We start from the raw sequence: 24,470 nt of genomic DNA on the forward strand, positions 1-24,470 counted from the left end.
CGGAACCCTAGGCGCTGTCGCTGACGAGACTATCAGCGGCGCGCGGTGACGTGCGGGCTGCGATGGGCGCGGCGGTGCGGACGCCAGCCGCGCCGTCGAGTGAGCCCCGACAGGGCGATCAGGAGCGGCACGATGCTCACGACGAGCAGCGTCACCGCGAGCGGCGGCGCCGCCGCCCACAGCAGCGAGCCGCCGACGGCCATCGTGGCGAACACGACCGCGGCGATCACGAGCCGCAGCATCCCCTCGAGCCGGTCGAGGCGACGTTCGATCTCGGGAGTGTCCACCGCGAGCTCGCCCCGGTCGATCCGCGCGGCGACCTGATCGATGCGCACCGGCAGCCCCACGATGGTCTTCGCGTACGAGAACACGCTCTTCGCGGCATCCGTCAGAGCACTGCGGCTCTCTTCGCGCAGCAGCCGCTGCGCGAACGGTTCGACGGCGTGCCACACGTTGAAGCCGGGGTCGAGGGCGCTGCACACGCCCGAAGTGAGCGAGACGGCGCGCGTGATCAGCAAGAAGTTCTCGGGCAGCTGCACCGGCAACTCGCGCATCGCCTCGCCGAACTCGTCGGCGAACGCCTGGAACTCGCGCGGGTCGACGTCTTGCAGCTCGCCGAAACCGAGCCCGCCGAAGCGGGCGAACAGCTCGGTGAGGGCCCGCTCGAGCTCGGTCGTGTCGGCCGACGGCAGCAGTACGCCGATCTGCTGGATGCCGGCGACGAGACCCTTGCCGTCGCGCGCGGCGACCGCGATCACGATGCGCCGCAGGCCCGCGCGCAGCTCGGGCGGAACGTGGCCCATCATGCCGAAGTCGATGAAGGTGAGCGTCCACGTGCGACCTGCCGCGTCGGGCGCGTGGGGCGTGACGAACACGTTCCCGGGGTGCGGGTCGGCGTGGAAGAAGCCCGCGCCGAACAGCTGCTCGAACATCACCTCGGCGAAGGTCTGCGCGACCTCGGCGGGGTCGATCCCGGCCGCCCGCAGCGCCGCGACGTCGTTCACCTTGATCGCCGTGACGTCGGACAGGGTCAGCACGCGGCGCGTCGTCCGCTCCCACACGACGGTCGGCCCGGCCACGCGCGCGCCGTCGGCGAACTCCAGCCCGAACCGCTCCGCCGACACGCCCTCGTGGAGATAGTCGATCTCTTCGCGGCTGGTCGCGGCGAACTCCTCGACGAGCGCCGGCACATCGACCCGCCGCGCCACGAACCCGACCCGACTGAGCCGGTCGGCGATCGTCCGCAGCGCCGCGAGATCGATCTCGACGATCTCGTCGATGCCGGGCCGCTGCACCTTGACCACGACGTCACGGAACCCGACGATGCGCTCATCGTCGGCCGAGAGCCGCGCGCGGTGCGCCTGGCCGAGGGATGCCGCTGCCACCGGCACCTCGTCGAACGAGGCGTAGACGCGGCCGAGCGCCACCCCGAGCTCCGCCTCAGCGAGCGCGCGGATCTCGTCGAACGGCACCGGAGGCACCTCGTCCTGGAGCTGCTCGAGCTCGCTCGTCACCTCGGGCGGCAGCACGTCGAGCCGCGAGGAGAGGAACTGGCCGACCTTGATCATGAGGCCGCCGAGCTCGATCGCGAGTACGCGGAAGCGGCGCGAGATGCGCTGCAGCCGCGCGGTACGACCGCGCTCGGCGACCTCGGCGAAGCCGATCCGGGGCAGCACGACCTCGAACCACCACGTGGAGAGCATCACCCCGGTCGCGAACCGGACGATCCGGCGATAGCGGGCGCGCGACGCCGGCATCGGTGCGGCTCAGCCCTCGGCGAGGATCGCGTACAGCTTGCGGCGTGCCTCGTCGATGATGTCGACGGCCTGCTGCACCTGGTCGGGCGTGCCCGTGCGTCCCACCTGCATCGCGGCCTGCGCGAGGTTGGCGCCCGCCTTAGGGAGCGCCCCGAAGCCCGGGCCGCTCGGACGTGCACCGTGCGAACCGGCCGCGGACTCGCCCGCGGCGCCGGTCTGCTGACCCTGCCACGGGGCGGGGCGGTCGGATGCCTCGGCGCGGCCGGCCTCGGTGATCGAGTAGGTCTTGCGCCCACCCTCCTCCTCGACCTCGACGGCGCCCTCGTCGGTGAGCAGCTGCAGCGTCGGGTACACCGAGCCCGGGCTCGGCTTCCACGAGCCGCCGGAACGCTCCTCGATCTGCTGGATGATCTGGTAGCCGTGCATCGGCTGCTCGGACAGGAGCGCGAGGATCGCGACGCGCACGTCTCCGCGGCCCATGCGGGACCCGGCCTTCTGGTCGAAGCGCTGACCGATCGATTCCTCGAAGTTCTGCTTGAGCTGGCCGAGCGTCTCGAACAGGTCGCCCATGCCGGCGCCGCCGAACACTCCGCGCCCGTCACCGCCGCCGAAACCGCCGAAGCCCTGGCCTCCGTAGCCCTGACCGCTGAACCCCTGACCACCGAATGAACTGTTCATGAGCACCCTCCCTCGAATCGTGAACGATATATAACGATATATCGTTCATGTGTCGTCGAGACCGTGAGTTCGCCGTGAGCGTCAGCGCGCAGGCATCCCTCAGCTCGGCCGGCCGTACGCCTCCAGCCAGCGCAGCCACAGCTCGCTGATCGTCGGATAGGCGGGCACCGCGTGCCAGAGACGGTCGAGCGGCACCTCACCGACGACCGCGATGGTCGCCGCCTGCAGCAACTCCGCGACGTCGGCGCCGACGAAGGTCGCACCGATCAGCGCGCCGCGATCCTCGTCGACGACCGCCCGGGCGGTCCCGGCGTACCCGGGCGCGTGGGTGGCGGCGCCGGCGATGCCGCCGAGGTCGACGTCGAGGGTGCGGGCGCGCACCCCGGCATCCTGAGCCTGCTTCTGCGTGAGCCCGACGGACGCGACCTGCGGCTCGGTGAAGACGACCTGCGGCACCGCGGAATGGTCGGCCGTGGCGACGTGCGCACCCCACGGGCGGTCGTCGACCTCGCCGCCGGTCGCGCGGGCCGCGATCACATCCCCGGCCGCGCGCGCCTGGTACTTGCCCTGATGCGTGAGGAGTGCGCGATGGTTCACATCGCCGACCGCGTAGAGCCACGATGTCCCCGGCACCCGCAGCGTGTCGTCGACCCCGATCCACTCCCCCGCCGCGAGCGGCGTCGCGCCGGTGTCCACGGTCTCGAGGCCCAGATCGCCCGTCCGCGGCACACGGCCCGTCGCGACGAGCAGCTCGTCGGCGCGCACCTCGTCGCCGCCTTTCAGCTCGACCACGCGCGCAGCGCCGTCGCGGCGCACCGCCTGCACGTCGGTGTGCAGGCGCACGTCGACGCCCGCCGCACGGAGCTCCTGCGCGACCGCCTCGCCGGCGAACGGCTCGAACGGGCCGAGCAGCCCGGACCGCGCGATGACCGTGACGCGGGTCCCGAACGACGCGAACGCCGTCGCGAGCTCGCACGCCACGACGCCTCCGCCGAGGATCGCGAGCGAGGCGGGCACCTCGGCCACCGCGGTCGCCTCCCGGCTCGTCCAGGGTTCCGCGTCGAGGAGGCCGGGGATGTCCGGCAGGAGCGCCGCCGACCCGGTGCACACCGCCACCGCGTGCCGCGCGGTGAGCACGCGCTCGGTGCCGTCCGGCGCTTCCACCCGCACCCTCCGCTCGCCGTCCAGCCGGCCGTGCCCGCGGACCAGGTCGATGCCGGCGCCGTTCAGCCAGTCGACCTGACCGGCGTCGTTCCACTCGTGCACGATCCGGTCGCGCGCGTGGAGCGTCGCGGCGACGTCGACCCCGCCGGTCACCGCGGGCGCGGCGCCCGGCACCGCCCGCGCCGCGCGGAGGGCCGCGACCGGCCGCAGCAGCGTCTTCGAGGGCATGCACGCCCAGTACGAGCACTCCCCGCCGACCAGCTCCGACTCGACGATGACGGCGGTGAGACCGCCCTGCACGGCCCGGTCGGCGACGTTCTCGCCGACAGGACCGGCGCCGATCACGATGAGGTCGTACTCCGTGGCATCCATCTGCCCAGCCTTACCCGAGTGTGACGCCGCATGCCAGCCCCCTGCGAGATGTCGGAGGGGTGTGGTTGGGTGGATGCCACCCGAACCGGAGGATGCATGGCGATCGAATTCCGCTCCGTCACGAAGCAGTTCCCCGACGGCACCGTGGCGGTCGACGACTTCAGTCTCGTGCTGCCCGCCCACAAGACCACCGTCTTCGTGGGCTCATCGGGGTGCGGCAAGACGACGCTGCTGCGGATGATCAATCGGCTCATCGAACCGACGAGCGGCGAGATCACGATCGACGGCGAACCCATCCAGAACCGCGACCCCGTCCGGCTGCGCCGCGGCATCGGGTACGTCATGCAGAACGCGGGGCTGCTCCCCCACTTCACCGTCATCGACAACGTCGCCACGGTGCCGCGCCTGAACGGCACGCCGAGGGCCGAGGCCCGTCGGCGCGCCCTCGAGCTGCTCGACATCGTGGGCCTCGACCGCGCGCTCGCCGACCGCTATCCCCGTCAGCTGTCCGGCGGCCAGCAGCAGCGGGTAGGCGTCGCCCGCGGGCTCGCGGCCGACCCGAACATCCTGCTGATGGACGAGCCGTTCGGCGCGGTCGACCCGATCGTCCGCAGCGAACTGCAGACCGAGACGCTCCGCCTGCAGCGCGACCTCGACAAGACGGTCGTGTTCGTCACACACGATATCGACGAGGCGTTCCTGCTCGGCGACCAGGTCGTGATCCTCGAGAAGGGCGCGCACATCGCCCAGGTCGGTACCCCGTCGGAGATCATCGAGAACCCGGCGACCGACTTCGTGGCCGAGTTCATCGGGGTGGAACGCGGGGCGCGTGCCCTGCACGCCAAGCGGACGGACCACGGCACCGTGCTCGTCGATGCCGCCGGGCGCATTCAGGGCGTGCTCGTGGGTGAGGACGCGACAGACGGGGCGAACCCGTGACCTGGGTGCTCGACAACCTGGACCTCATCTGGTCGCTGACGCTCGACCACGTGCGCCAGAGCGTCATCGCGATCGCGCTCGGCTTCGTGATCGCCCTCCCGATCGGCTGGGCCGCCTGGCGCTACACGACCCTGCGCGGGCCCGTGCTCACGACGATCGGGCTGCTCTACACGATCCCCTCGCTCGGGCTATTCGCCCTCCTCGCGGCGCTCGGGGTGCCCTACCTGTCCGAGACGAACCTCATCATCGCGCTGACGATCTACGGCGTCGCGATCATGACGCGGTCCGTGACCGACGGGCTCGACTCGGTCGACCCGGCCACCCGCAGCGCCGCGATCGCCGTCGGCTTCGGCCCGTGGCGACGGTTCTGGACGGTCGACCTGCCGCTCTCCGGCCCGGTGCTGCTCGCCGGTCTGCGCGTGACGGCGACCTCGACGATCGCGCTCGCGACCGTCGGCATCCTCATCGGCGTGCAGAACCTCGGCTACCTCTTCACCAACGGCTTCCAGCGCCGCATCGTGCCGGAGATCCTCGCCGGCGTCGTCGCGGTGGTCGTCATCGCGCTGCTCGTCGACCTGCTGCTGGTGATCGCCGGTCGTATCGCCATGCCGTGGATGCCGCGGCGCACCCAGACCCGCAGCGAACGCTCCGCCGCCCGCGCACGCCTCGCGGGAGGCGTCGCATGAACGTCTTCGCCGAGGCCTTCGCCTGGATCTTCTCGCCCGATCGCCTGACCGGATCGCTGCCTTTGCCGCTCGCGGTGTGGCAGCACCTGGCGTTCACGTTCGGGTCGGTCGCGATCGCCGCCGTCATCGCGATCCCCCTCGGGTGGCTCATCGGCCACACGGGCCGCGGGCGCGAGATCGCCGTCGCCCTCTCGGGCGCCGCGCGCGCCCTCCCCTCGCTCGGTCTCGTCGTGCTGCTCGTGCTGCTGCTGGGCGTCGTGCACAAGACCGAGGCGGCGGTCGTCGCGTTCGTCCTTCTCGCGATCCCCTCGATCCTCGCCGGCGCCTACGCCGGTTTCGAGGCGATCGACCGCACCGTCATCGATGCGGGGCGCGCGGTCGGCATGACCGAGTGGCAGGTGCTCTGGAAGATCGAGGTGCCCCTCGGCCTGCCCCTTCTCATCGGGGGCCTCCGCTCGGCCACCCTGCAGGTCGTGGCGACCGTCACGATCGCCGCGTACGTCGGCCTCGGCGGCCTCGGGTTCTTCATCATCCAGGGCATCCAGATCCGCAGCTTCCCGCAGATTCTCGGGGCCTCGCTGATCGTCGTCGCCCTCGCGCTCGCCCTCGACGGGCTGTTCGCCCTGCTCCAGCATGTCGTCGTGCCGCGTGGCGTCGCCGAGCGCGACGCGCGTCGCCGCGACGACGTCGTCGGGTCGCGGACACCCTGGTTCCGACCCGGCCGCCCCGCCGACGCCGCCTCCTGACTCCCCCTCCACAGCACCACAGCACTCCTCACGAAAGGCACACCGCATGTCCCGCATCCATTCCCGCCTGGCCCTTGCGGTCGGCACCGCCGCGATCGCGGCGCTCGCCCTCTCGGGCTGCTCATCGTCCGATCCGATCTCGGGCGGCGCCGAGACCTCGGCGGCCGCGGCATCCGACACCATCGTCATCGGCTCGCAGGCGTACTACTCGAACGAGATCATCGCCGAGATCTACGCGCAGGCCCTCGAGGGCGCCGGCTTCTCCGTCGAGCGCCAGTTCAACATCGGCCAGCGCGACGCCTACATCCCGTCGCTCGAAGACGGCACGATCCAGCTCTTCCCCGAGTACACCGGCAACCTGCTGCAGTTCTTCGACCCCGACACCACCGCGACCTCGTCCGACGAGGTGTACGCGGCGCTGAAGGAAGCGCTGCCCGAGGGGCTGACCGTGCTCGATCAGTCGCCCGCGACCGACCAGGACTCGTACAACGTGACGGCCGCGTTCGCGCAGGAGCACAACCTGAAGAGCATCGCCGACCTCGCCGGCATCCCGAATCTCGTGCTCGGCGGTCCCCCTGAGCTCGAGACCCGGCCCTACGGCCCCAGCGGCCTGAAGTCGAAGTACGGCGTCGACGTGACCTTCAGAGGCACGGCCGACACGACCGTCGACGAGCTCGTCGCCGGCAACATCCAGATCGCGAACGTCTACAGCGCCAACCCGCGCATCAAGACCGACGACCTCGTGACCCTCGCCGACCCCGAGGGCCTCTTCCTCGCCTCGAACGTCGTGCCCGTGGTCAGCACGAGTGTGTCGGACAAGATCGCCGACGTCATCAACAAGGTGAGCGCCGCGCTCACCCCCGAAGGCCTCGTCGCGCTGAACGTCGAGTCGACCGTCGACCAGAAGTCCCCGAAGGACATCGCATCGGCGTGGCTCAAGGCCAACGGCCTCAGCTGACCTCGCGCGATGCGCCACCCACGAGTCACCACCTTCTCGCCGAATCACCACGCCAATCCCGCGAATGGCGTCGTGATTCGCGAGAAGAGTGGTGACTCGCGGTCAGAAGGCGCGAAGGTCCGCGCCCCGGCGCGATCAGGTGCGGAAAGAGGTGCCCCGACCGCTCGGCGTCGAACCGTCCGCTGTCGACGATCGCGCCGCCCAAGACGCTCCCGTGCCCGGCGAGGAACTTGCTCGCCGAGTGCACGACGACGTCGGTGCCCTGCTCGATCGGGCGCACGAGATACGGCGTCGCGAAGGTGTTGTCGATGACGAGCGGGATGCCGTGGCGCCGGGCCACAGCCGAGAGCGCCGGAATGTCGACGAGCCGGTTCGCGGCGTTCGAGATCGACTCGGCGAACAGGGCGCGGGTTTCGGGGCGGATCGTCGCCTCCCAGGCATCCACATCGTCGATGTCGTCGATGAACGTCGTGCCGATGCCGAGGTGCGAGAGGTTGTCGCGCAGCAGCCCGCGCGTGCCCTCGTAGATGTGCGTCGACGACACGACGTGCTGGCCCGATTCGAGAAGGCTCAGCAGCGCGACGCTCGTCGCGGCCTGCCCGCTCGAGAGCAGCAGCGCCTGCGACCCGCCCTCGAGCGCGGCGAGGGTGTGCTCGACGGCCTCGACGGTGGGGTTGCCGATGCGGGTGTAGGCGTAGCCGCGGCCCTCACCGAAGTGCGCGGCGGCCTGCTCGTACTCGTCGAACTCGAACCCGGCGGTCAGATAGATCGGGGTCGCGCGCGCCGTCGGTGCGGCGCCTGCGGCGCGCTCGTGCAGCTGCCTCGTCGAGAAGCCGCGCCTGCCGGCCCCGCCGTCGCCTGTGACCTGTGTCGCCATGACGCCCGTCCCTTCTGTGCGGCGCTCGCGCGCGCTCCCCCATCGTCGTGCGCACGGGCGGCAGGGCACCAATCGCGTGTCGTCGTGTGACGCCGGGCGAGCGGGAGTGAGGGTCAGCGGGCCCGCACCACGGGAACGCCCAGCCACTCCGCGAGGTCGCTGATCTCGGCATCCACCATCTCGCGCTCTTCGTCGTCGAGGCGGAGCACGTCATCGACCGGGTCGAGCTCGTGCACGGCGGTGACGACGAGGTTCTCTTTCTTCTTGTCGAGTTCGGCATCGAGCAGCGCCGCGAAGCGGTCGCCGACGAGGATCGGGTGCACGAAATAGCCGAACCGCCGTTGCGCCTTCGGCTTGAACTGCTCGAGCACGAACTCGAAACCGAACAGCTCCTTCAGGCGCGGCCGGTCGAAGAGCATGCCGTCGTAGGGGTTGAGGATCGCCACGCGCCCGCCCGGGTCGTCGTCGAGGGTGTCGAGTGCGGCGGCGTCGACGCGCCAGCGCCACGCCGACCCTTCGACGGATGCCGGGGCGCCGGCCGTTCCCACGGGCGTCCACGGCGACTTCTGCCGCGCGATGCCGGCGGCCTGCAACCGGTGTTCCTCCAGCACCGCGCCGGCGTCGTCGTAGCCGAGCACCGGCACGTCGGCGTAGACGCGCTCGCCGAGATCCCACACCCGCTGGCGGCCTTCGCGCCCGACGATCGCGGCCTCGCCGACGTACGACAGCAGGTCGAGCATGCGGGGCACCTGGTTCGAGCCGTACCAGCCGGCCTCGTTGCGATGGGCGACCTGGCTCGTGTCGGGGATCTGCGCCGCGAGCATCGGCCCCTCGGCGCGCAAGCGGGCGAGCACGTCGGCGCGAAAGCGCGCGTTGGACTCGAGCCACTGCGTCGCCTGCGCCCGGAACACCCGCCCACCCATGCGTGCGAGGTGTGCGGGCAGCAGCGTCACGGGGCGGAAATGCCCGTCGTACTCGAACAGCAGCCAGTCGCGCTCGACCGCCGCGGTGAGCTGCCCCGGCTCGTACCCCCAGCCGATGCGGCTGAACAGGATCGTCTGCTCCGACGGAGCGATTGTCGCGGTCGGATCGATCTTGATCGCGCCGAGCTGCTCGGCGGCCTCGACCACGTCGCCCGGCCGCGCCGCGTCGAGCAGTTGCGCGCGCACCGCGAGCCGCCGCGCCTGCTCACGCGTGAGGTGGTGCACCGGTTCCGACACGCGAGCGAGCGTACCGCGCGGCCCCGACACGCGTCGGGGTGTCAGCGCGTGGTCGCTGCGGCGCGCCGGCGCGAGACGAGGAGCGCGAGCGCGCGCCAGCCGACCAGCAGCACGAACAGCACGATCGCCGCGACGATGATGAACGAGACGGCGACGCCCTGCCCCACCGCGGCGCGCAGCACCATCCCGCCCGCGACCGTGATCGCCCAGACGGGCAGTCCCGTGCGCACCACCGCGCGCGGCGCGAGCCACGCCCGCGTGATGAGCCAGCCCGCGACGAGGGCGAGCAGGAACGGCCACGCCGTGGTCCATAGCCCCACGAGCACGTTCTCGGCGTGGCTCAGCCGCCCGGTCGCGGCGAAGAGCACGACGAGGACCGCATCGACGGCGAAGGCCGCGAGGGCGGCGCGCGAAGAGGTCATGCCTCCAGCGTACGACGCCGCCCTCGCGGCCCCGTACCGCTTACTGCACCGACCAGCCGCCGTCGCTCGGCAGCACGACCCCGTTCAGCTTCACGCCGTCGTCAGAGAGAAGGAAGGTGATCGATGCCGCGAGCTGTTCGGCCGTCGCGAGCGTGGGGATGGATGCCTGGAACGGCTGCAGCCGCGCCTGGCCCGCCTCCGACACGTGCGGCGGGAACGGGATGCCGGTGGCGACCCCACCCGGCGCGACGGCGTTCACGCGCACACCGTTCGGGCCGTACATGAACGCTGCCGACTTGGTCATGCCGATGACGGCATGCTTGCTCGTCGTGTAGGCGTTGCCCGACGCCGAGCCGCGGAGCCCCGCCTCCGAGGCGATGTTCACGATCGACCCGGCGCCGGCGGCGATCATCGCGGGCAGCACGGCGCGCGTGAGGCGGAACGCACCGGTGACGTTGACCGCGAGAACGCGATCCCCCATGGCATCCGTCGTCTCGTGCAGCGGCGAGAAGTCGTCGTTGATGCCCGCGACGTTGGCGAGGGCGTCGATGCGCTCGCCGGCGGCGGCGACGATCGCGTCGACCGATTCCTGCGTCGTGATGTCACCCGCGACGGTGACGATCTCGGCGTCGATGTGACCTTCCAGCGACGCGGCGAACTCGGTCAGCTTGTCGGCCGAGATGTCGACGGCGACGAACTCACGATGCAAGAGGTCGCGACGGCGCTCGGCGTCGACCGCAAGGCGCTGAACCATCACGTCACCGATCGCGAAAGCCTGCTCGAGCTGCTCGCGATCGACGCCGTCCGCGCTCGCTTCGACGCGGTCGACCTCGACCTCGGTGAGAACTGGCAAGACGCCTGCCGCGCCTACGCCGAGAACATGTGGCACAGTCTCGTCGACACGGGCCAGTGGCTCGCGTACTTCCGCTTCACGAGCCCCAGCGATCTCGCCCTCGCCGGCCCGGCCGAGTTGATCGCCGAGCGGATGCTGGCCGCGGGGCTCGACCGCGTCACGGTGAGCCGTGCCATGCACCTGCTCGTCACGATCTGCCGCGGGTTCGCCCAAGACGCGGTGATCGGCGCCCGCGAGGGCGGCCACCCGCAGATCGAAGCCCTGCGCGCCACCTTCGCCGCCGAGCGGCAGGGCTACCCGGCGCTGCGCGACCTCGTCGACGCGCGGGTCGACAACAACGGCGCGGCCCAGTTCGCGTTCGACCTCGACGCCTTCATCGCCGCGATCGAGCGCCTCGCGCCGTGACGGCCGTCAGCCGCGAGCGAGGATCTCGCCGTGCGGCAGCAGCATCCAGGCGTCGGGGTGCTCGGCCCATTCCCGCCACGCCGCGCTGATCCGCTCGAGTGTCGCCTGGTCTCCGATGCCGTGGCGCCGCACGTTGTCGGCGAACGACGACTGCAGCGCACGGTCGGCCCACATGCCGCCCCACCACGCGCGGTCATCGGGAGTCTCGAACAGCCACACCGACGCCGAGGAGCGCACATCGGCGAACCCCGCCTCGCGCGCCCACGCCTTCAGGCGCCGCCCGGCAGCCGGTTCACCGCTCGTCGCCCGGTGGGCCGCGAGGTACACCTCGAGCCACTCGGCGAGGCCGGGCAGCAGAGGCCACCAGATCACACCCTCGTAGTCGACGTCGCGCGCCGCGACCACGCCGTCCGGCGCCACGACCCGGCGGAACTCGCGCAGTGCGTCGACCGGCCGCACCAGGTGCTGCAGCACCTGGTGCGCGTGCACGACATCCCACGCCCCGTCTGCCGAGTCGAGGGCATAGGCGTCGTCGACGGCGAAGCTCGCATTGTCGAGGCCGGATGCCACGCGTGCCGCCTCGGCCTGCGTGACGACGTCGGCCGAGGCATCCACCCCGCGCACGGGACCCGGGGCGACCCGCTCGGCGAGATCGAGCGTGATCGTGCCCGGTCCCGCACCGACGTCGAGCACGCTCACCCCCGGCGCGAGGGCGGGCAGCAGGTAGGCCGCAGAGTTCTCGGCGGTGCGCCAGCGGTGCGAGCGCAGCACGCTCTCGTGATGGCCGTGGGCGTAGGGATCGGGCATGAGTCCATCCTGGCGGACGGCTCACATGTCGAGCGGCGTCCACTCCGACACCTCGTCGAGCGCGGCGACCTCGTCGGCGGTGAGGTCGGTCGTCGCCCCGTCGAGCAGATCGGGCACTTGCGTTACCTTCGAGGCCGACGCGATCGGCGCGGCGACGGTCGGCTTGGCGCGCAGCCACGCGAGGGCGGCCGAGGCCATCGACACCCCGTGCGCGTCGGCGACGCGTTCCAGCACCTCGAGGATCTGCAGCCCCTGCGGGGTCGCGTACTTCGCAGCGCCCTCGGCGCGCGGCGACGTGTGGCCGCCGTCCGTGGCATCCGTCGACCGGTATTTTCCGGTCAAGAACCCCTTCGCGAGGGCGAAGTAGGGCACGAGCGACAGCCCGAGCTCTTCGGCGACGGGCACGATGTCGTTCTCGGTCTCGCGGTGCACGAGGTTGTAGTGCGGTTGGATCGCCACCGGCTCGGCGACGCCCAGCTCGCGCGCGATGCGCACCCACTCGCGCACGCGGTCGGCGGAGTAGTTCGACACGGCGGTGTAGCGCACGAGTCCGTCGGCGACGAGCGCGCCGAAGGCAGCCACGGTCTCTTCGAGCGGAGTGTCGGGGTCGTCGAAGTGCGCGTAGTACAGGTCGATGCGATCGAGGCCGAGACGCGTGAGGGATGCCTCGGCCGCTGCGCGCACGTTGCTGGCGGCGAGCCCCCGGAACTGCGGGTGCTGGCTGACCTTGGTGGCGATCGTGACGCCCTCGTCGTTGCGGAGCCCGCGGCTCGCGAGCCACTCGCCGATGATCGTCTCGCTCTCGCCACCTTCGTGACCCGGCACCCAGGCGCTGTAGGAGTCGGCCGTGTCGATGAAGTCGCCACCGCCGCCATGGAACGCGTCGAGGATCTCGAACGAGGCGTCCCGGTCGGCCGTCCAGCCGAACACGTTGCCGCCGAGGGCGAGGGGGAAGACGTCGAGGTCGCTCGTGCCGATGCGGGTCATGCTCTGATCCAAGCATCCCCGCGCCCGGCGCATTCCCCCGTTTCGTCATCGAGACGCGAGGCGTACCGTGGAGGGATGGATATCGTGACCGGCCGCAGCGGCCGACAGGGGGTCGGCGGCGCACTCAGCGCCGGCGAGAGATGAGCCCGCCCCGGCGTCGCGCGCCGCGCTCGTGCGCAGCCCGACGCCGCATCGTCGCGCCCTCTCCCCACTCTTCGTCACGAAAGGTCCCACCATGCACGCCCTCACCGAGGCGCAGATCCGCGCCAGCCTCATCAACGTCACCCAGTCGGAGCGCAAGAATCTGACGCTGCCCGCCGAGTTCGGCGACACCCCGTGGAGCGCGATGGACTTCTACGGCGCCCGCGATCGCAAGCTCGCCCTCGTCGGCTACGTCGTGGCCGTGCTCGACGACGAGCCGACCGGGCTGCTGCTGCGCCAGGCCGAATCGAAGCCGCGTTCGCGCGCGCAGTGCTCGTGGTGCGCCGACATCCACCTGCCCAACGACGTGCTGCTGTTCACCGCGAAGCGGGTCGGCGACGCCGGACGGCGCGGCGACACGGTCGGCACGCTCGCGTGCGACCGGTTCCAGTGCAACGCGAACGTGCGCAAACTGCCGCCGCTGGCCTACACCGGGTTCGATCGCGAGGCCGCCCGCGCCGCGCGCATCACCGCGATGCGTGCGAACGTCGAGGCATTCGTGCGCGACGTGCGCGACGGGCTCTGACCGGCGAGCCGGAGCGGGGCACCCGCGGCGACCGCGACACACGCGATCTGCGCCGAGACACCGGTCCATCGGCGGTGTCTCGGCGCACCGTTGGTGTCTCGCGGGCGGGCGCGGGGCGGGGCGGATGCCTGGGCATCCATTCACGGGAATGAAACGCACCGGCGTACGGTTGAGGCCATCATGCAACGCTTCGGAACCCTCTCCTTCGGCCACTACGGGCCGCTCGGCGGCGGTCGTCAGCTCACCGCCGGCGACACGCTGCACCAGGCCATCGACCTCGCCCAGGGCATGGACGAGCTGGGGGCGAACGGCATCTTCTTCCGCGTGCACCACTTCGCCCGGCAGCAGGCGTCGCCCATGCCGCTGCTGGCCGCGATCGCCGCGAAGACCGAGCGCATCGAGATGGGCACCGGCGTCATCGACATGCGCTACGAGAACCCGCTCTACCTCGCCGAAGAGGCCGCGGCCGTCGACCTCATCTCCGACGGACGGCTCGCTCTCGGCGTGAGCCGCGGGTCACCCGAGACGGTCGTCCGCGGCTACGAGAAGTTCGGCTACAGCGCCGAGGACCCCCGCGGCGCCGACCTCGCCCGCGAGCACTTCGACCTCTTCTGGCGTGCGATCGGCGGCGAGGGGATCGCCGAGCGCGACCCCGAATCGCCGTTCGGCGGCGGGTCGGGTCTGCAGCAGATCGAGCCGCAGTCCGAGGGCCTGCGCTCGCGCATCTGGTGGGGTGCGGGATCGCGCGACACCGCCGAATGGGCTGGGCGCACAGGCCTCAACCTCATGTCGTCCACGCTCCTCACCGAGGCCGACGGCCGGCACTTCGACCTGCTGCAGGCCGAGCAGATCGACCGCTTCCGCGCCGCGTGGACGGAGGCCGGACACCCCGGCACCCCGCGCGTCTCGGTGAGCCGCTCGGTGTTCCCCATCACGACCGCCGAGGACGAGCTGTACTTCGGGCACAGCCAGGAGGGCGACGGCATCGGCTACATCGACGGTTTCCGCTCCACATTCGGCAAGACCTACGCGGCCTCGCCCGACGTGCTCGTCGAGCAGCTCAAGCAGGATGCCGCGGTCATGAGCGCCGACACGCTCATGCTGACGATCCCGAGCCAGCTCGGCGTCGCGTTCAACCTGCACGTCGTCGAGGAGTTCGCCAAGCACGTCGCTCCGGCGCTCGGCTGGAAGCCGAACACCGAGGCCTGACCGGCCCGCTCAGGCGATGAGCCGAAACCGCTCGCACACGACGGGCATGTCGGGGGCGAACCCGCGCGGGCTCTCGGAGTGCGCGCGCCAGTAGCGCTCATGGATCTCGCGCCACGCCGTGAGCGAGCGGTCGCCCTCCCCCTCCGACCACGCGTGGTCCGCGTCGACGTCGCCGAACGGCACGACGCGGACCGCCGTCGTCTCGATGACGGCGCGCGGCGCGCCCCGGCCATCGAGGATGATGCTCAGCTCCCCCACCTCGGGGATCGGGTCGCCGGCGTGCTCGTAGTCCCACAGAGACGAGGCGGTGCCGGTCTTGACCCCCGACAGCACGAGGCCGAGCAGCTCGTCCGCGTGCGCCGGGGTCGCCCCGAACGCCCACGCGGCCGGCGGGTCGTCCGGCCAACCGGCCAGCTCGGGCACCGCGAGGCGCGTTCGGGCCCAGAACGTGCGCACCGCCGCAGCGTCGACCTCAGGCATCCGCCCAGCGTACGTCCCCGCGCCCGCGCTGCGCCGCCCCGGCGTGGCCCGACGTCGCGCCCGCGCCCGCGCCGCGGTGCCGCCGCGGCGCGGGGCACCCCTACCCACCCCTACCCTGCCGAGAGCCCCAGCACGGGGTAGAGCACGGTGAAACCCTCGGCGAGGCCACCCGTGAGGGCGTCGCCGACGTGCCTGGCGCCGGGCACGTCGTACCGCACGACGGTCATGCCGACCGCGCGCGCCTGCGCGGCCGCGGAGATGTAGGCCGGGTCCTGCGCGCCGGCGGTGAAGATCGCGGTCATCCCCGCGTAGGTGCCGGGCGCCGCGGCCGCCAAGATGTTGACGGGCTTGGATGCCTCGAACGCGGCCGCGCTGCCGCCGTAGATCGTCTTCGTGACGTTCGCGACCTGCTCCGACCCGCCGAACGGCTCGCCGGAGACGCTGAGGATGTTCTTCCACAGCTGCGGCGACTGCGCCCCGAAGGTCGCGGCGCACCCGCCGCCGTTCGAGTAGCCCGCGATCGTCCAGTACGCGGGGTCGTCGATGATGTGCAGGTTCTTCTTCGCCCAGTCGACGACGTCGACTGTGATGTAGGTGCGCGCTTTGCCGTAGGCGGCCGAATCTGCGCAGGCGGTGTCGTTGACCGCAGCGCCCAGCTGGTCGGCGACGATCACGATCGGAGCGAGCCCGTCGTGCTGGGCGGCGAACCCGTCGAGCACGTTGCTGATCACGGTCGGGTCAGGGGCACCCGGATGCCCCATCATCATGATCACGAGGGGCAGCGCGGGCGCGCCCGGCACGAGCGCCGCCGGCGGAAGGTTGATGCGCCGAACCGCATGTTGACCCCGACGACGCCGGCGACGACGAAGACGACGACGCCGACACCCGCCAGCACGCGCCGCCGCGTGCGCCAGCGGCGCACCGCGAGGATCGCGAGCAGGATCACGGCCAGGGCGAACACTGTCACCGGCACCGGACCCTCTGCGATCGGCACCTGCCACAGATCCATGCGCCGACTGTATGACACCCGCATATCGGTCACCTGAAGGCGGACCGGGGACGCGCCGGAGCGCGCCCCCCGGCGCCTTCCGGAGCGCGCCGCCCGGCACCTTCCGGCGCGCCGGAAGAAACCCGCCCCGCGCGGTACTGGCGCGAAGGGGCGAAGCCGTGAATAATAGTGGTATGACCACAGGTCGCCCCGCGGGGTACAGCGCCATCTCCAACTACTCTCGTGTCGAGATCCTCCATCTCGTGCAGGAGCGATCCGACCGCACGGTCGCCGAGCTCGTCTCGGCCACCGACCTGCATCCGAACACCGTCCGCGAGCACCTCCAGCGCCTGATCGACGACGGCTATGTGGTGTCGGCGACCGAGCGCCGCACGACGCGCGGCCGCCCCCGCGTGCTCTACAGCGCGACCGACGGGGTGACCGCCTGCAGCCCCGTGCAGCACCGCAAGGCCCGCGCCGCCGCCCAGCGCGGCGACGTGATGCGCCGAGTGCTGCCGGGCGACGCGCCCAAGCTCGACACCGCCGCCCTGCACCAGATCGACGCCCTCGTCGAAGACCTCGTCGACGCCGGATTCGACCCGCTCGTCGACGAGAGCGAACTCACCGTCGAACTCACCCCCTGCGCGCACGCCTCGTCGCAGGCTGAGCACCGCGAGGTGCTCTACAGCGTGCACCTCGGCATCATGCAGAGCGTGCTCAGCTCGGCCGGCGGCCCGCTCTCGGTCGACGGCATGCGCTCCTCGTGCGACCCGCGCGAGTGCATCGTGCAGCTGCTGCACGCGTCGCAGCGCCCCTGACCCGGCCGGAGGGTTATTCACGGCCCGTCACTTACGAGCCTGACAACCGGCTGTGTAGCTTCAGTCATAAGGAAGATCGGCCCCGCCGGGCCGTCGAGAGGGGACCGCGATGGACTTCCTGGATCCGCTGCTGCTGGCCCGCTGGCAATTCGGCCTGACGACGCTGTATCACTTCATCTTCGTGCCGCTGACGCTCGGGATGTCGCTGTTCGTCGCGATCTTCCAGACGGCCTGGTACCGCACCGCGAACGTGAAGTGGCTCGCCCTGACGCGTTTCTTCGGCAAGATCTTCCTGATCAACTTCGCGATGGGCATCGTCACCGGCATCGTGCAGGAGTTCCAGTTCGGCATGAACTGGTCGAGCTACAGCCGCTTCGTCGGCGACGTGTTCGGCGCCCCGCTCGCCTTCGAGGGCCTCATGGCCTTCTTCTTCGAGGCGACGTTCATCGGCCTCTGGATCTTCGGCTGGAACCGCCTGCCCAAGGGCATCCACCTCGCCACCATCTGGATCACCGTGGCCGGCACGTGGCTCTCCGCCTACTTCATCCTCGCCGCCAACGCGTTCATGCAGAACCCGCAGGGCTACCAGATGTCCACCGAGGGCCACCGTGCCGAAATGGCGAACTTCTGGGAAGTGCTGACCAACCCGGTCGCCCTCACCCAGCTGCCGCACACGCTCTCGTCGGCGATCATGTTCGCCGCCGGGGTGATGATCGCCGCCTCCGCCTGGCACCTGTCGCGCGGACGCAACCTCGACACCATGCGCACGTCGCTACGCTTCGGCCTCTGGGCGATGATCATCGGCTTCGTGGCCGTCTTCCTCTCCGGCGACCAGCTCGGCCTCGTGATGGTGCAGACCCAGCCCATGAAGATGGCGGCGGCGGAGGCGATGTTCAACTCCGCGTGCGGGGCGAATGCCTCGTTCTCGCTGTTCTCCATCGGCACCCCCGACGGTACCGGCGAGGTCTGGTCGCTGCGCGTGCCGTATGTGCTCGCCTTCCTCTCCACGCAGGACTTCAACGGCTGCGTCGAGGGCATCAACGACCTCAACAACCTCTACACGACCCAGCTCTTCCCGCAGTTCGCCGACCAGGTCGACGGCAACTTCGCGCCGATCCTCTGGGTCACGTACTGGTCGTTCCGCTGGATGATGGGCTTCGGCATGCTCGCCACCGCGGTCGCCGTGGTCGGCCTCTGGGTCACCCGCAGGAACGCGAAGCGCCCCGTCGCCGGCTGGATGTGGAAGATCGCGATCTGGCAGGCGCCGCTCGCGCTCCTCGGCATCCTCGTCGGATGGATCTTCACCGAGATGGGCCGCCAGCCGTGGATCGTGTTCGGTCTCATGCTCACGCAGGACGGCGTCTCTCCGAACGTCCCCGGCTGGACGGTGCTGATCTCGCTCGTCGCGTTCACGCTGATCTACCTGGCTCTCGCGATCGTGGAGTTCGGGCTCATCTTCAAGACGGTGCGCGAGGGTCCGCAGGCCCTCCCCGACCCCGACGACCTGACGCCCGAGGGGCATCTGAAGGTCGACGATGTCCCCTCGACGGTGTACTAGGAGCTGGCTGACATGGACCTCGCAACCCTCTGGTTCTTCATCGTCGGAGTGCTCTTCGTCGGATACTTCGTGCTCGACGGCTTCGACTTCGGCGTCGGTATGGCGCTGCCCTTCCTCGGCAAGGACGAGGTCTCGCGCCGCCAGGTGATCAACACCATCGGCCCGGTGTGGGACCTCAACGAGACCTGGGTGATCGTCGCCGGCGCGTGCCTGTTCGCCGCGTTCCCCGAGTGGTACGCGACGCTCTTCAGCGGCTTCTACCTGCCGCTGCTGCTGATCCTCCTCGCCCTCATCGCCCGCGGCGTCTCGTTCGAGTACCGTCACCAGCGCGACGACATCCGCTGGAAGCGCCGCTTCGACTGGATGATCACGATCGGCTCCGCCGTGCCGGCCCTCCTCTGGGGCGTCGCGGTCGGCAACATCGTGCAGGGCGTGCCGATCGACGCGGACAACAACTTCACCGGGTCGTTGTTCACGCTGCTCAACCCGTACGGACTGTGGGTGGGTGTCACGACGCTGCTGCTGTTCTTCCTGCACGGCGTGTACTTCGTGGGGCTCAAGACCGACGGCCAGGTGCACCATGACGCGCAGTCGCTCGGCAAGAAGCTCGCGGCCCCGACGGTGATCTTCGCTGCGGGCACGGTCGTGTGGACGATCGTCATCGCCGCGGGCCGCGAGGCGCCGCTCCTCTGGGCCGTGATCGCGTGCGGCATCATCGCCGCCGTCGCACTCCTGGCATCCGTCGCCTTCAACTGGATCGACCGCGACGGGCGCGCGTTCGCCGCGGGCGCCGTCACGATCGTCTTCGCGGTGCTGACCCTGTGGCTCGCGCTGTTCCCGTACGTCATGCCGGCCTCGAACGACCCGGCCAACAGCCTCACGATCGCGAACGCGTCGTCGACCCAGATGACCCTCGAGATCATGAGCTGGGCGGCGCTCATCTTCCTGCCGCTCGTGCTCGCCTACCAGGCCTGGACGTACTGGGTGTTCCGCAAGCGCGTCACGCGCGGGGCGATCGAGAAGGCGGAACTCGCCGAGGCCCACTGACGGCCCGGGCGAGAGCCCCGGGTCGCGGTCGGCGACCGGCGCGGTGGGGACCCGCGCCGGTCGCCGATCGGTGCGTTCTCGGGCGTCGACGCGAAGCGCCATCTGAGAGGATCGAAGGATGCCGGACACCGACGAGCGACCAGAGCGCACGCGCGTGCGCCCGGTCGATCCGCGGCTGCTGCGCTACGCGTCGGCCTCGCGGGGGTTCTTCGTCGCGATCGCCGCCGTCGGCGCCCTGCAGACCGTCGTCATCGTGGCCTTCGCGTGGCTCATGACCGCGGTGATCACCGGCGTGATCGCGGGGCGCCCCTGGGAAGAGATCTCGGGGCTGCTCACCGCGCTGGCGGCCGTCGTGATCGTGCGCGGCGTGCTGCTGTGGCTGCGCGAAGTGATCTGCGCGCGCGCCGCCGCGCGCGTCGAGGCGCAGCTGCGCGCCCAGCTGCTGGGCGCGATCGGCCGGCTCGGGCCGGACTGGCTCGCGGGGCGCAACACCGCCCGCCTCGCCGTCACCGCCGGGCGGGGCCTCGAAGCCCTCGACACGTACTTCGCGCGCTATCTCCCCCAGCTCGTGCTGACGGTGATCGCGACCCCGATCATCATCGCCGTGATGTGGTGGCAGGACTGGATCTCCGGGCTCACGGTCATCCTCACCATCCCCCTCATCCCGCTCTTCATGGTGCTGATCGGCCTCGCCACGCGCGCCGTGCAGCAGCAGCAGTGGCAGACCCTCGGCACCCTCGCCGCGCGCTTCGCCGACACCGTGCGAGGCCTGTCGACGCTCAAGATCTTCGGCCGTCAGCACCGCGCCGCGGCCTCGATCGAGCGGGTCACCGACGCGTACCGCAAAGAGACCATGCGGGTGCTGCGGGTCTCGTTCCTCTCCGGCTTCGCCCTCGAGCTGCTCGCGTCGATCTCGGTCGCGATCATCGCGGTGTCGATCGGCTTCCGCCTCATCGACGGGTCGCTCGGGCTCACCGTCGGCCTCTTCGTGCTGCTCCTCGCGCCCGAGGCGTATCTGCCGCTGCGGCAGGTGGGCGTACAGTTCCACGCCGCCGCCGAGGGCGTCGCCGCGACGGAAGACCTCTTCGAGGTGCTGGATGCCGCGGCCGCCGTGCCGGGCCGCGTGGGTGCCGGCGGCGAGGGGGGCGCAGCCGCGGAGATCGGCGCTGCTGCGGACCGATCCGAGGTCGGATCTCCGCAGGACCGCAGATCTCCGCGGCTGCGCGGGGCCCGCGTCGAGGTGCGAGGCCTCCGCGTGCGTCGCGGGGAGGCGCTCCTGGCGCCCGTGACCTTCACCGCCGAGCCCGGCACCGTAACCCTCATCGAGGGTCCGAGCGGCTCGGGCAAGTCGAGCCTGCTCGCGGCCCTCCGCGGCGCGGCATCCTTCGAAGGCGACGCGACGGTCGACGGGATGCCCGTGTCCGCCCTCTCCCCCACGCAGTGGCTCGCCTGGTGCGGGCAGCAGCCGGGGCTCATCACCGGCACGATCGCCGAGAACGTCACGCTCGGCGACGCGGACGGCGTCACAGACGGCGCCCTCGTCGCCCGCGCACTCGAGCTGGCGCAGGCGGGCGACCTCGACCCGCGCCTGTCGCTCGGCGTGCAGGGCGCGGGGCTGTCGGGCGGGCAGGCGCAGCGCGTGGCGATCGCCCGCGCGTTCTTCCGGCATCTGCGCGGACGCGCGCCCGTGCTCGCCCTCGACGAGCCGAGCTCCGCCCTCGACGCCGACACCGAGGCGGCGCTCTGGCTCTCCGTGCGCGCCCTGGCCGACGACGGCGCGACGGTGCTGCTCGTCTCGCACCGCCGCACGGCGCGCGGGGTCGCCGACCACGTCGTGCGCCTGCACCCGCAGCCCGCGGAGGTGATCGCGTGAGCGCCGACACCCGGCAGGCGAGCGCCACGGCGCGCACAAGCACACGTTCCGAGGGCGCCGATGCGGTGCTCCGGCGCGCCATGCCGCCGCTCCGGCGGTTCTGGCCGGGCGCCGCGAGCGGGTTCTTGTCCGAGGCATCCGCGGTCGCCCTCCTCGCCTGCTCAGCGTGGCTCATCGTGTTCGCGAGCGAGCAGCCGCCGGTGATGTTCCTCGGCGCCGCTGTCGTGGGCGTGCGCGCCTTCGCGCTGAGCCGTGCCGCGTTCCGGTACACCGAGCGGCTCGCCAGCCACGACGCGGCGCTCCGCCAGCTCGCCGTCACCCGCAGCGACCTCGTGCGCCGGCTCGTGCCGCTCGCCCCCGACGGGCTCGCGCGCACGCGTCGCGGATCGGTGCTCGGCGCCCTCGTCGACGACGTCGACGAGCTGCAGAACCTGCCGCTGCGCGTCGTGCTGCCGCTCGTCTCCTCGGCCGCGGTCGCCCTCGGCGCGGTCGTCCTCATCGCGTTCATCTGGTGGCCGGCGGCCCTCACCCTCCTCGCCTGCCTCGTCGTCGCGGCGCTCGTCGCGACGCTCTGGGGCTGGGCCGCGGGGTCGCGGGCCGAACGCGCGATCGCGCCGCTCCGGGCGCGCCTCGCCGACGCCGTGCTCGACCAGCTCGGCAGCCTCGACGTGCTGATCGCCTACGGCGCCGAAGCCGCGGGGCGCGAGCGCATCGCCGCCGCCGATGCGGCCCTCCGCCGCGCGGTCACCCGGCGCGCCGTCGCCCAGGCGGGGACGACGGCGGTCGTGTCGGTCCTCGCGGGGCTCGCGTCGCTGCTCGCCGTGATCGTCGCCGCGCCGGCCGTCGGGGGCGCCCTGACCGCCCCGGCGTTCGCGGTCACGGTGCTCGTGCCGATGGCCGTCTTCGAGGTGTTCACGGCCGTGCCGCTCGCCGCGTCGGCGTGGCGGCAGGTGCGCGGGGCGGCGACCCGCATCGCCGATGCCGTACCGCAGACGATCCCGCCCGAGCTGCCGGACGAGACCCGCGAGACCAACGAGACCGACCAGGGCGACGAGACCCGCGAGGACCACGAGGCCGCCCCCGCCCTACCGCTCGGCGACGGGATCGCGCTGCGGGACGTGTCGGCGCGCTGGCCCGGCAGCGCCCAGGACTCGCTGCGCGGCGTCGATCTCGACGTGCGGCCGGGCGAGCGACTGCTCGTCGTCGGGTCGAGCGGAGCGGGCAAGACGACGCTGGCGCACGTGCTGGTGCGGTTCCTGCAGCCCGTGGCGGGCGAGTACGACCTCGGCGGCCGCGACGTCGTCACGGCCCATCCCGATGCCGTCCGCGCCACGGTGGGCCTCTGCGAACAGCAGCCCATGCTCTTCGACGAAGACATCCGCCAGAACCTGCTGTTCGCGCGCGATACGGCGACGGATGCCGAGCTCGAGGCCGTGCTCGACCGCGTCGGCCTCGGCGAGTGGCTGCACGAGCGCGGCGGCCTGGACGCCCGCGTCGGCGAGCGCGGCGCGCTCGTGTCGGGCGGGCAGGCGCAACGCATCGCGCTCGCGCGGGCACTGCTGCGCGGCTTCCCGGTGCTCGTGCTCGACGAGCCGACGGCGGGCGTCGACGCGGATGCCTCGGACGCCCTGCTCACCGACCTGCTGACCGCCGTCGACGGCGACCAGGCGGTCGTGCTGATCTCGCACGTCGCGGTGCCCGCAGGTCTCGTCGACCGCACCGTGCGCCTCGAGGCCGGCCGCCTGCACGCCTGACGCCGCCGGCTACCTGCACGCCTGAGGCCGTCAGCCGCCGATCGCGTTCATCCCGCGCGCCGGCTGCAGGAAGCTCGGGTCGTCGATCGCGTGTCCGGGCAGCTTTCCCGCGACGCACCCACGCAGCATCCGGTCGACCGCGACGTCGTCGACCCCCGCGCGCAGCACCGGCAGCAGATCGTACTCGTCGAGCGAGAACAGGCAGTTGCGCAACTGCCCGTCGGCGGTCAGGCGCAGCCGGTCGCAGTCGCCGCAGAAGGGAGCTGTGACCGACGCGATGACGCCGACCGACGCCGGCCCGCCGTCGAGCAGGAACCGCTCGGCGGGCGCTCCCCCGCGGCCGGGCACCGGCTCGAGGTCCCAGCGGGCGCGCAGCGCCGTGAGGATCTCGTCGCGCGTCACCATCTGACGGCGATCCCACGTGTGTCCGGCATCCAGCGGCATCTGCTCGATGAACCGCATCTGCGCGCCGTGCGCGAGGGCGAACTCGACGAGGTCGACGAGTTCGTCGTCGTTGACGCCGCGCATCGCGACGGCGTTGAGCTTGAGGGGACGAAGGCCGGATGCCGCGGCGGCGGCGATCCCCGCACGCACATCCTCGAGACGGTCGCGCCGGGTGAGCTCTCGGAAGCGCTCTCGATCCAGCGTGTCGATCGAGATGTTCAGGCGATCCAGGCCCGCCGCGGCGAGGTCGGGGAGCATGTCAGCGAGGCGGATGCCGTTGGTCGTCATCGCGATCTCGACGGGGCCGTGCGGCCCCGAGATCGCGGCGAGACGGCGGACGATGTCGACGACGTCGGTGCGCAGCAGCGGCTCGCCACCGGTGAGGCGGAACGTCGTGATGCCGGATGCCGCGGCAATGCCCGCGACCCGCACGATCTCGTCGGCGGTCATGAGGCCTGAGCGGGCAAGCCACTCGTTGCCCTGCTCGGGCATGCAGTAGGTGCAGCGCAGCGAGCAGCGGTCGGTCAGCGAGATGCGCAGGTCGCGGTGCACCCGTCCGAACCGGTCGATGAGGGCGTCGCCCGGCGCCCCCACGGTGGCACGCTCGTCGACCGCACGCGCTGGGCGCGTGGGCGAGAGATTGACGGCCACCATAGTGAGAGGCTACCCGCCGTGCGCGGGCACCCGCCCCGCCACGACCG

General features: G+C 71.6%; 25 protein-coding genes. 12 read left to right on the top strand and 13 right to left on the bottom strand.

Going from position 1 to position 24,470, the window contains the following annotated elements; genetic code table 11:
- Positions 1-32: 32 nt before the first annotated feature.
- The 3 genes from LOK55_RS00760 to LOK55_RS00770 all read right to left on the bottom strand — a co-directional run bounded on the left by LOK55_RS00760 (position 33) and on the right by LOK55_RS00770 (position 3,971).
- Positions 33-1,757 (bottom strand): AarF/ABC1/UbiB kinase family protein, encoded by a 1,725-nt coding sequence (locus LOK55_RS00760; RefSeq protein WP_229933827.1) that lies wholly within the window; start codon positions 1,755-1,757, stop codon positions 33-35.
- A gap of 9 nt (positions 1,758-1,766) precedes the next feature.
- Positions 1,767-2,435, bottom strand: a complete 669-nt coding sequence (locus LOK55_RS00765; protein WP_229933828.1) for a PadR family transcriptional regulator — start codon at positions 2,433-2,435, stop codon at positions 1,767-1,769.
- Positions 2,436-2,534: 99 nt separating this feature from the next.
- A complete protein-coding gene (locus LOK55_RS00770) occupies positions 2,535-3,971 on the bottom strand; it encodes an NAD(P)/FAD-dependent oxidoreductase (protein ID WP_229933829.1) in 1,437 nt (478 codons plus the stop codon).
- Between the two features lie 96 nt (positions 3,972-4,067).
- Here LOK55_RS00770 and LOK55_RS00775 point away from each other — a divergent pair, with 96 nt between their 5' ends.
- From LOK55_RS00775 to LOK55_RS00790, 4 genes are read left to right on the top strand one after another with little or no spacing between them, the layout of a single operon-like run.
- Positions 4,068-4,910 (top strand): ABC transporter ATP-binding protein, encoded by an 843-nt coding sequence (locus LOK55_RS00775; RefSeq protein WP_229933830.1) that lies wholly within the window; start codon positions 4,068-4,070, stop codon positions 4,908-4,910.
- The gene (locus LOK55_RS00780; protein WP_229933831.1) at positions 4,907-5,596 is read left to right on the top strand and encodes an ABC transporter permease; all 690 of its coding nucleotides are present in this window, start codon (positions 4,907-4,909) and stop codon (positions 5,594-5,596) included. Before LOK55_RS00775 ends, LOK55_RS00780 begins: the two co-directional genes overlap by 4 nt.
- Positions 5,593-6,342 (top strand): ABC transporter permease, encoded by a 750-nt coding sequence (locus LOK55_RS00785; RefSeq protein WP_229933832.1) that lies wholly within the window; start codon positions 5,593-5,595, stop codon positions 6,340-6,342. The genes LOK55_RS00780 and LOK55_RS00785 overlap by 4 nt, the downstream gene beginning before the upstream one ends.
- Positions 6,343-6,388: 46 nt before the next feature.
- Positions 6,389-7,300, top strand: a complete 912-nt coding sequence (locus tag LOK55_RS00790) for an ABC transporter substrate-binding protein (protein WP_229933833.1) — start codon at positions 6,389-6,391, stop codon at positions 7,298-7,300.
- Positions 7,301-7,325: 25 nt separating this feature from the next.
- On the opposite strand, the gene LOK55_RS00795 is transcribed toward LOK55_RS00790, so the two are convergent.
- The 4 genes from LOK55_RS00795 to LOK55_RS00810 all read right to left on the bottom strand — a co-directional run bounded on the left by LOK55_RS00795 (position 7,326) and on the right by LOK55_RS00810 (position 10,573).
- Positions 7,326-8,177 carry an aminotransferase class I/II-fold pyridoxal phosphate-dependent enzyme gene (locus LOK55_RS00795; RefSeq protein WP_229933834.1) on the bottom strand — a complete coding sequence of 284 codons (852 nt, stop codon included), beginning with the start codon at positions 8,175-8,177 and terminating at the stop codon, positions 7,326-7,328.
- A gap of 113 nt (positions 8,178-8,290) precedes the next feature.
- The gene (locus LOK55_RS00800; protein WP_229933835.1) at positions 8,291-9,397 is read right to left on the bottom strand and encodes a DNA glycosylase AlkZ-like family protein; all 1,107 of its coding nucleotides are present in this window, start codon (positions 9,395-9,397) and stop codon (positions 8,291-8,293) included.
- Between the two features lie 41 nt (positions 9,398-9,438).
- Positions 9,439-9,819 carry a DUF3054 domain-containing protein gene (locus LOK55_RS00805; RefSeq protein ID WP_229933836.1) on the bottom strand — a complete coding sequence of 127 codons (381 nt, stop codon included), beginning with the start codon at positions 9,817-9,819 and terminating at the stop codon, positions 9,439-9,441.
- Positions 9,820-9,859: 40 nt separating this feature from the next.
- Positions 9,860-10,573 (bottom strand): SDR family NAD(P)-dependent oxidoreductase, encoded by a 714-nt coding sequence (locus LOK55_RS00810; protein WP_229933837.1) that lies wholly within the window; start codon positions 10,571-10,573, stop codon positions 9,860-9,862.
- Between LOK55_RS00810 and LOK55_RS00815 the strand changes: the two genes are divergently transcribed.
- Positions 10,523-11,077 (top strand): hypothetical protein, encoded by a 555-nt coding sequence (locus tag LOK55_RS00815; protein ID WP_229933838.1) that lies wholly within the window; start codon positions 10,523-10,525, stop codon positions 11,075-11,077. The two genes, LOK55_RS00810 and LOK55_RS00815, sit on opposite strands and share 51 nt — an antisense overlap.
- Positions 11,078-11,083: 6 nt before the next feature.
- Here the strand turns inward: LOK55_RS00815 and LOK55_RS00820 are convergent, their stop codons facing one another.
- Both LOK55_RS00820 and LOK55_RS00825 read right to left on the bottom strand, forming a co-directional pair.
- Positions 11,084-11,884, bottom strand: a complete 801-nt coding sequence (locus LOK55_RS00820) for a methyltransferase domain-containing protein (RefSeq protein WP_229933839.1) — start codon at positions 11,882-11,884, stop codon at positions 11,084-11,086.
- Positions 11,885-11,905: 21 nt separating this feature from the next.
- Positions 11,906-12,871: an aldo/keto reductase gene (locus LOK55_RS00825; RefSeq protein ID WP_229933840.1), complete on the bottom strand. Its 966-nt coding sequence runs from the start codon at positions 12,869-12,871 to the stop codon at positions 11,906-11,908.
- A gap of 235 nt (positions 12,872-13,106) precedes the next feature.
- Between LOK55_RS00825 and LOK55_RS00830 the strand changes: the two genes are divergently transcribed.
- Entirely contained in the window at positions 13,107-13,598 is a 492-nt protein-coding gene (locus tag LOK55_RS00830) for an FBP domain-containing protein (RefSeq protein WP_196382925.1), read from the top strand.
- Between the two features lie 180 nt (positions 13,599-13,778).
- Positions 13,779-14,807 (top strand): LLM class flavin-dependent oxidoreductase, encoded by a 1,029-nt coding sequence (locus LOK55_RS00835; RefSeq protein WP_229933841.1) that lies wholly within the window; start codon positions 13,779-13,781, stop codon positions 14,805-14,807.
- A 9-nt stretch (positions 14,808-14,816) separates the two neighbouring features.
- Here the strand turns inward: LOK55_RS00835 and LOK55_RS00840 are convergent, their stop codons facing one another.
- The 3 genes from LOK55_RS00840 to LOK55_RS00850 all read right to left on the bottom strand — a co-directional run bounded on the left by LOK55_RS00840 (position 14,817) and on the right by LOK55_RS00850 (position 16,296).
- Positions 14,817-15,287: an ASCH domain-containing protein gene (locus LOK55_RS00840; RefSeq protein ID WP_229933842.1), complete on the bottom strand. Its 471-nt coding sequence runs from the start codon at positions 15,285-15,287 to the stop codon at positions 14,817-14,819.
- 110 nt (positions 15,288-15,397) lie between these two features.
- Positions 15,398-16,087 carry an esterase family protein gene (locus tag LOK55_RS00845; protein ID WP_229933843.1) on the bottom strand — a complete coding sequence of 230 codons (690 nt, stop codon included), beginning with the start codon at positions 16,085-16,087 and terminating at the stop codon, positions 15,398-15,400.
- Positions 16,057-16,296, bottom strand: a complete 240-nt coding sequence (locus tag LOK55_RS00850) for a hypothetical protein (protein WP_229933844.1) — start codon at positions 16,294-16,296, stop codon at positions 16,057-16,059. The genes LOK55_RS00845 and LOK55_RS00850 overlap by 31 nt, the downstream gene beginning before the upstream one ends.
- Positions 16,297-16,469: 173 nt before the next feature.
- Between LOK55_RS00850 and LOK55_RS00855 the strand changes: the two genes are divergently transcribed.
- The 5 genes from LOK55_RS00855 (at position 16,470) to cydC (ending at position 23,325) form a co-directional block, all read left to right on the top strand.
- Complete coding sequence (locus LOK55_RS00855) at positions 16,470-17,093, top strand: metalloregulator ArsR/SmtB family transcription factor (protein ID WP_229933845.1); 624 nt, start codon at positions 16,470-16,472, stop codon at positions 17,091-17,093.
- 109 nt (positions 17,094-17,202) lie between these two features.
- Positions 17,203-18,651, top strand: coding sequence for a cytochrome ubiquinol oxidase subunit I (locus LOK55_RS00860; RefSeq protein WP_229933846.1), 1,449 nt, complete (start codon positions 17,203-17,205; stop codon positions 18,649-18,651).
- 12 nt (positions 18,652-18,663) lie between these two features.
- Positions 18,664-19,698 carry a cytochrome d ubiquinol oxidase subunit II gene (cydB, locus tag LOK55_RS00865; RefSeq protein WP_229933847.1) on the top strand — a complete coding sequence of 345 codons (1,035 nt, stop codon included), beginning with the start codon at positions 18,664-18,666 and terminating at the stop codon, positions 19,696-19,698.
- A gap of 118 nt (positions 19,699-19,816) precedes the next feature.
- The gene (cydD, locus tag LOK55_RS00870; RefSeq protein ID WP_229933848.1) at positions 19,817-21,571 is read left to right on the top strand and encodes a thiol reductant ABC exporter subunit CydD; all 1,755 of its coding nucleotides are present in this window, start codon (positions 19,817-19,819) and stop codon (positions 21,569-21,571) included.
- A gap of 65 nt (positions 21,572-21,636) precedes the next feature.
- A complete protein-coding gene (gene cydC / locus LOK55_RS00875; RefSeq protein ID WP_308066625.1) occupies positions 21,637-23,325 on the top strand; it encodes a thiol reductant ABC exporter subunit CydC in 1,689 nt (562 codons plus the stop codon).
- A gap of 30 nt (positions 23,326-23,355) precedes the next feature.
- Here the strand turns inward: cydC and moaA are convergent, their stop codons facing one another.
- Positions 23,356-24,423 (bottom strand): GTP 3',8-cyclase MoaA, encoded by a 1,068-nt coding sequence (gene moaA, locus LOK55_RS00880; protein ID WP_229933849.1) that lies wholly within the window; start codon positions 24,421-24,423, stop codon positions 23,356-23,358.
- Positions 24,424-24,470 lie beyond the last annotated feature (47 nt).

Source organism: Microbacterium sp. F2E (assembly GCF_020905435.1).
GTDB classification, from domain to species: Bacteria; Actinomycetota; Actinomycetes; order Actinomycetales; family Microbacteriaceae; genus Microbacterium; species Microbacterium lacticum.

Bases quoted from the DNA above. Each gene is read 5' to 3' on its own strand.
- moaA (WP_229933849.1), bottom strand. From the start codon at position 24,423: ATGGTGGCCGTCAATCTCTCGCCCACGCGCCCAGCGCGTGCGGTCGAC.
- LOK55_RS00805 (WP_229933836.1), bottom strand. From the start codon at position 9,819: ATGACCTCTTCGCGCGCCGCCCTCGCGGCCTTCGCCGTCGATGCGGTC.
- LOK55_RS00785 (WP_229933832.1), top strand. From the start codon at position 5,593: ATGAACGTCTTCGCCGAGGCCTTCGCCTGGATCTTCTCGCCCGATCGC.
- LOK55_RS00765 (WP_229933828.1), bottom strand. From the start codon at position 2,435: ATGAACAGTTCATTCGGTGGTCAGGGGTTCAGCGGTCAGGGCTACGGA.
- LOK55_RS00820 (WP_229933839.1), bottom strand. From the start codon at position 11,884: ATGCCCGATCCCTACGCCCACGGCCATCACGAGAGCGTGCTGCGCTCG.
- LOK55_RS00790 (WP_229933833.1), top strand. From the start codon at position 6,389: ATGTCCCGCATCCATTCCCGCCTGGCCCTTGCGGTCGGCACCGCCGCG.
- LOK55_RS00860 (WP_229933846.1), top strand. From the start codon at position 17,203: ATGGACTTCCTGGATCCGCTGCTGCTGGCCCGCTGGCAATTCGGCCTG.
- LOK55_RS00840 (WP_229933842.1), bottom strand. From the start codon at position 15,287: ATGCCTGAGGTCGACGCTGCGGCGGTGCGCACGTTCTGGGCCCGAACG.
- cydD (WP_229933848.1), top strand. From the start codon at position 19,817: ATGCCGGACACCGACGAGCGACCAGAGCGCACGCGCGTGCGCCCGGTC.
- LOK55_RS00775 (WP_229933830.1), top strand. From the start codon at position 4,068: ATGGCGATCGAATTCCGCTCCGTCACGAAGCAGTTCCCCGACGGCACC.
- LOK55_RS00855 (WP_229933845.1), top strand. From the start codon at position 16,470: ATGACCACAGGTCGCCCCGCGGGGTACAGCGCCATCTCCAACTACTCT.
- LOK55_RS00825 (WP_229933840.1), bottom strand. From the start codon at position 12,871: ATGACCCGCATCGGCACGAGCGACCTCGACGTCTTCCCCCTCGCCCTC.
- LOK55_RS00850 (WP_229933844.1), bottom strand. From the start codon at position 16,296: ATGGATCTGTGGCAGGTGCCGATCGCAGAGGGTCCGGTGCCGGTGACA.
- LOK55_RS00815 (WP_229933838.1), top strand. From the start codon at position 10,523: ATGCAAGAGGTCGCGACGGCGCTCGGCGTCGACCGCAAGGCGCTGAAC.
- LOK55_RS00830 (WP_196382925.1), top strand. From the start codon at position 13,107: ATGCACGCCCTCACCGAGGCGCAGATCCGCGCCAGCCTCATCAACGTC.
- LOK55_RS00770 (WP_229933829.1), bottom strand. From the start codon at position 3,971: ATGGATGCCACGGAGTACGACCTCATCGTGATCGGCGCCGGTCCTGTC.
- LOK55_RS00810 (WP_229933837.1), bottom strand. From the start codon at position 10,573: ATGGTTCAGCGCCTTGCGGTCGACGCCGAGCGCCGTCGCGACCTCTTG.
- LOK55_RS00760 (WP_229933827.1), bottom strand. From the start codon at position 1,757: ATGCCGGCGTCGCGCGCCCGCTATCGCCGGATCGTCCGGTTCGCGACC.
- LOK55_RS00795 (WP_229933834.1), bottom strand. From the start codon at position 8,177: ATGGCGACACAGGTCACAGGCGACGGCGGGGCCGGCAGGCGCGGCTTC.
- cydB (WP_229933847.1), top strand. From the start codon at position 18,664: ATGGACCTCGCAACCCTCTGGTTCTTCATCGTCGGAGTGCTCTTCGTC.
- LOK55_RS00835 (WP_229933841.1), top strand. From the start codon at position 13,779: ATGCAACGCTTCGGAACCCTCTCCTTCGGCCACTACGGGCCGCTCGGC.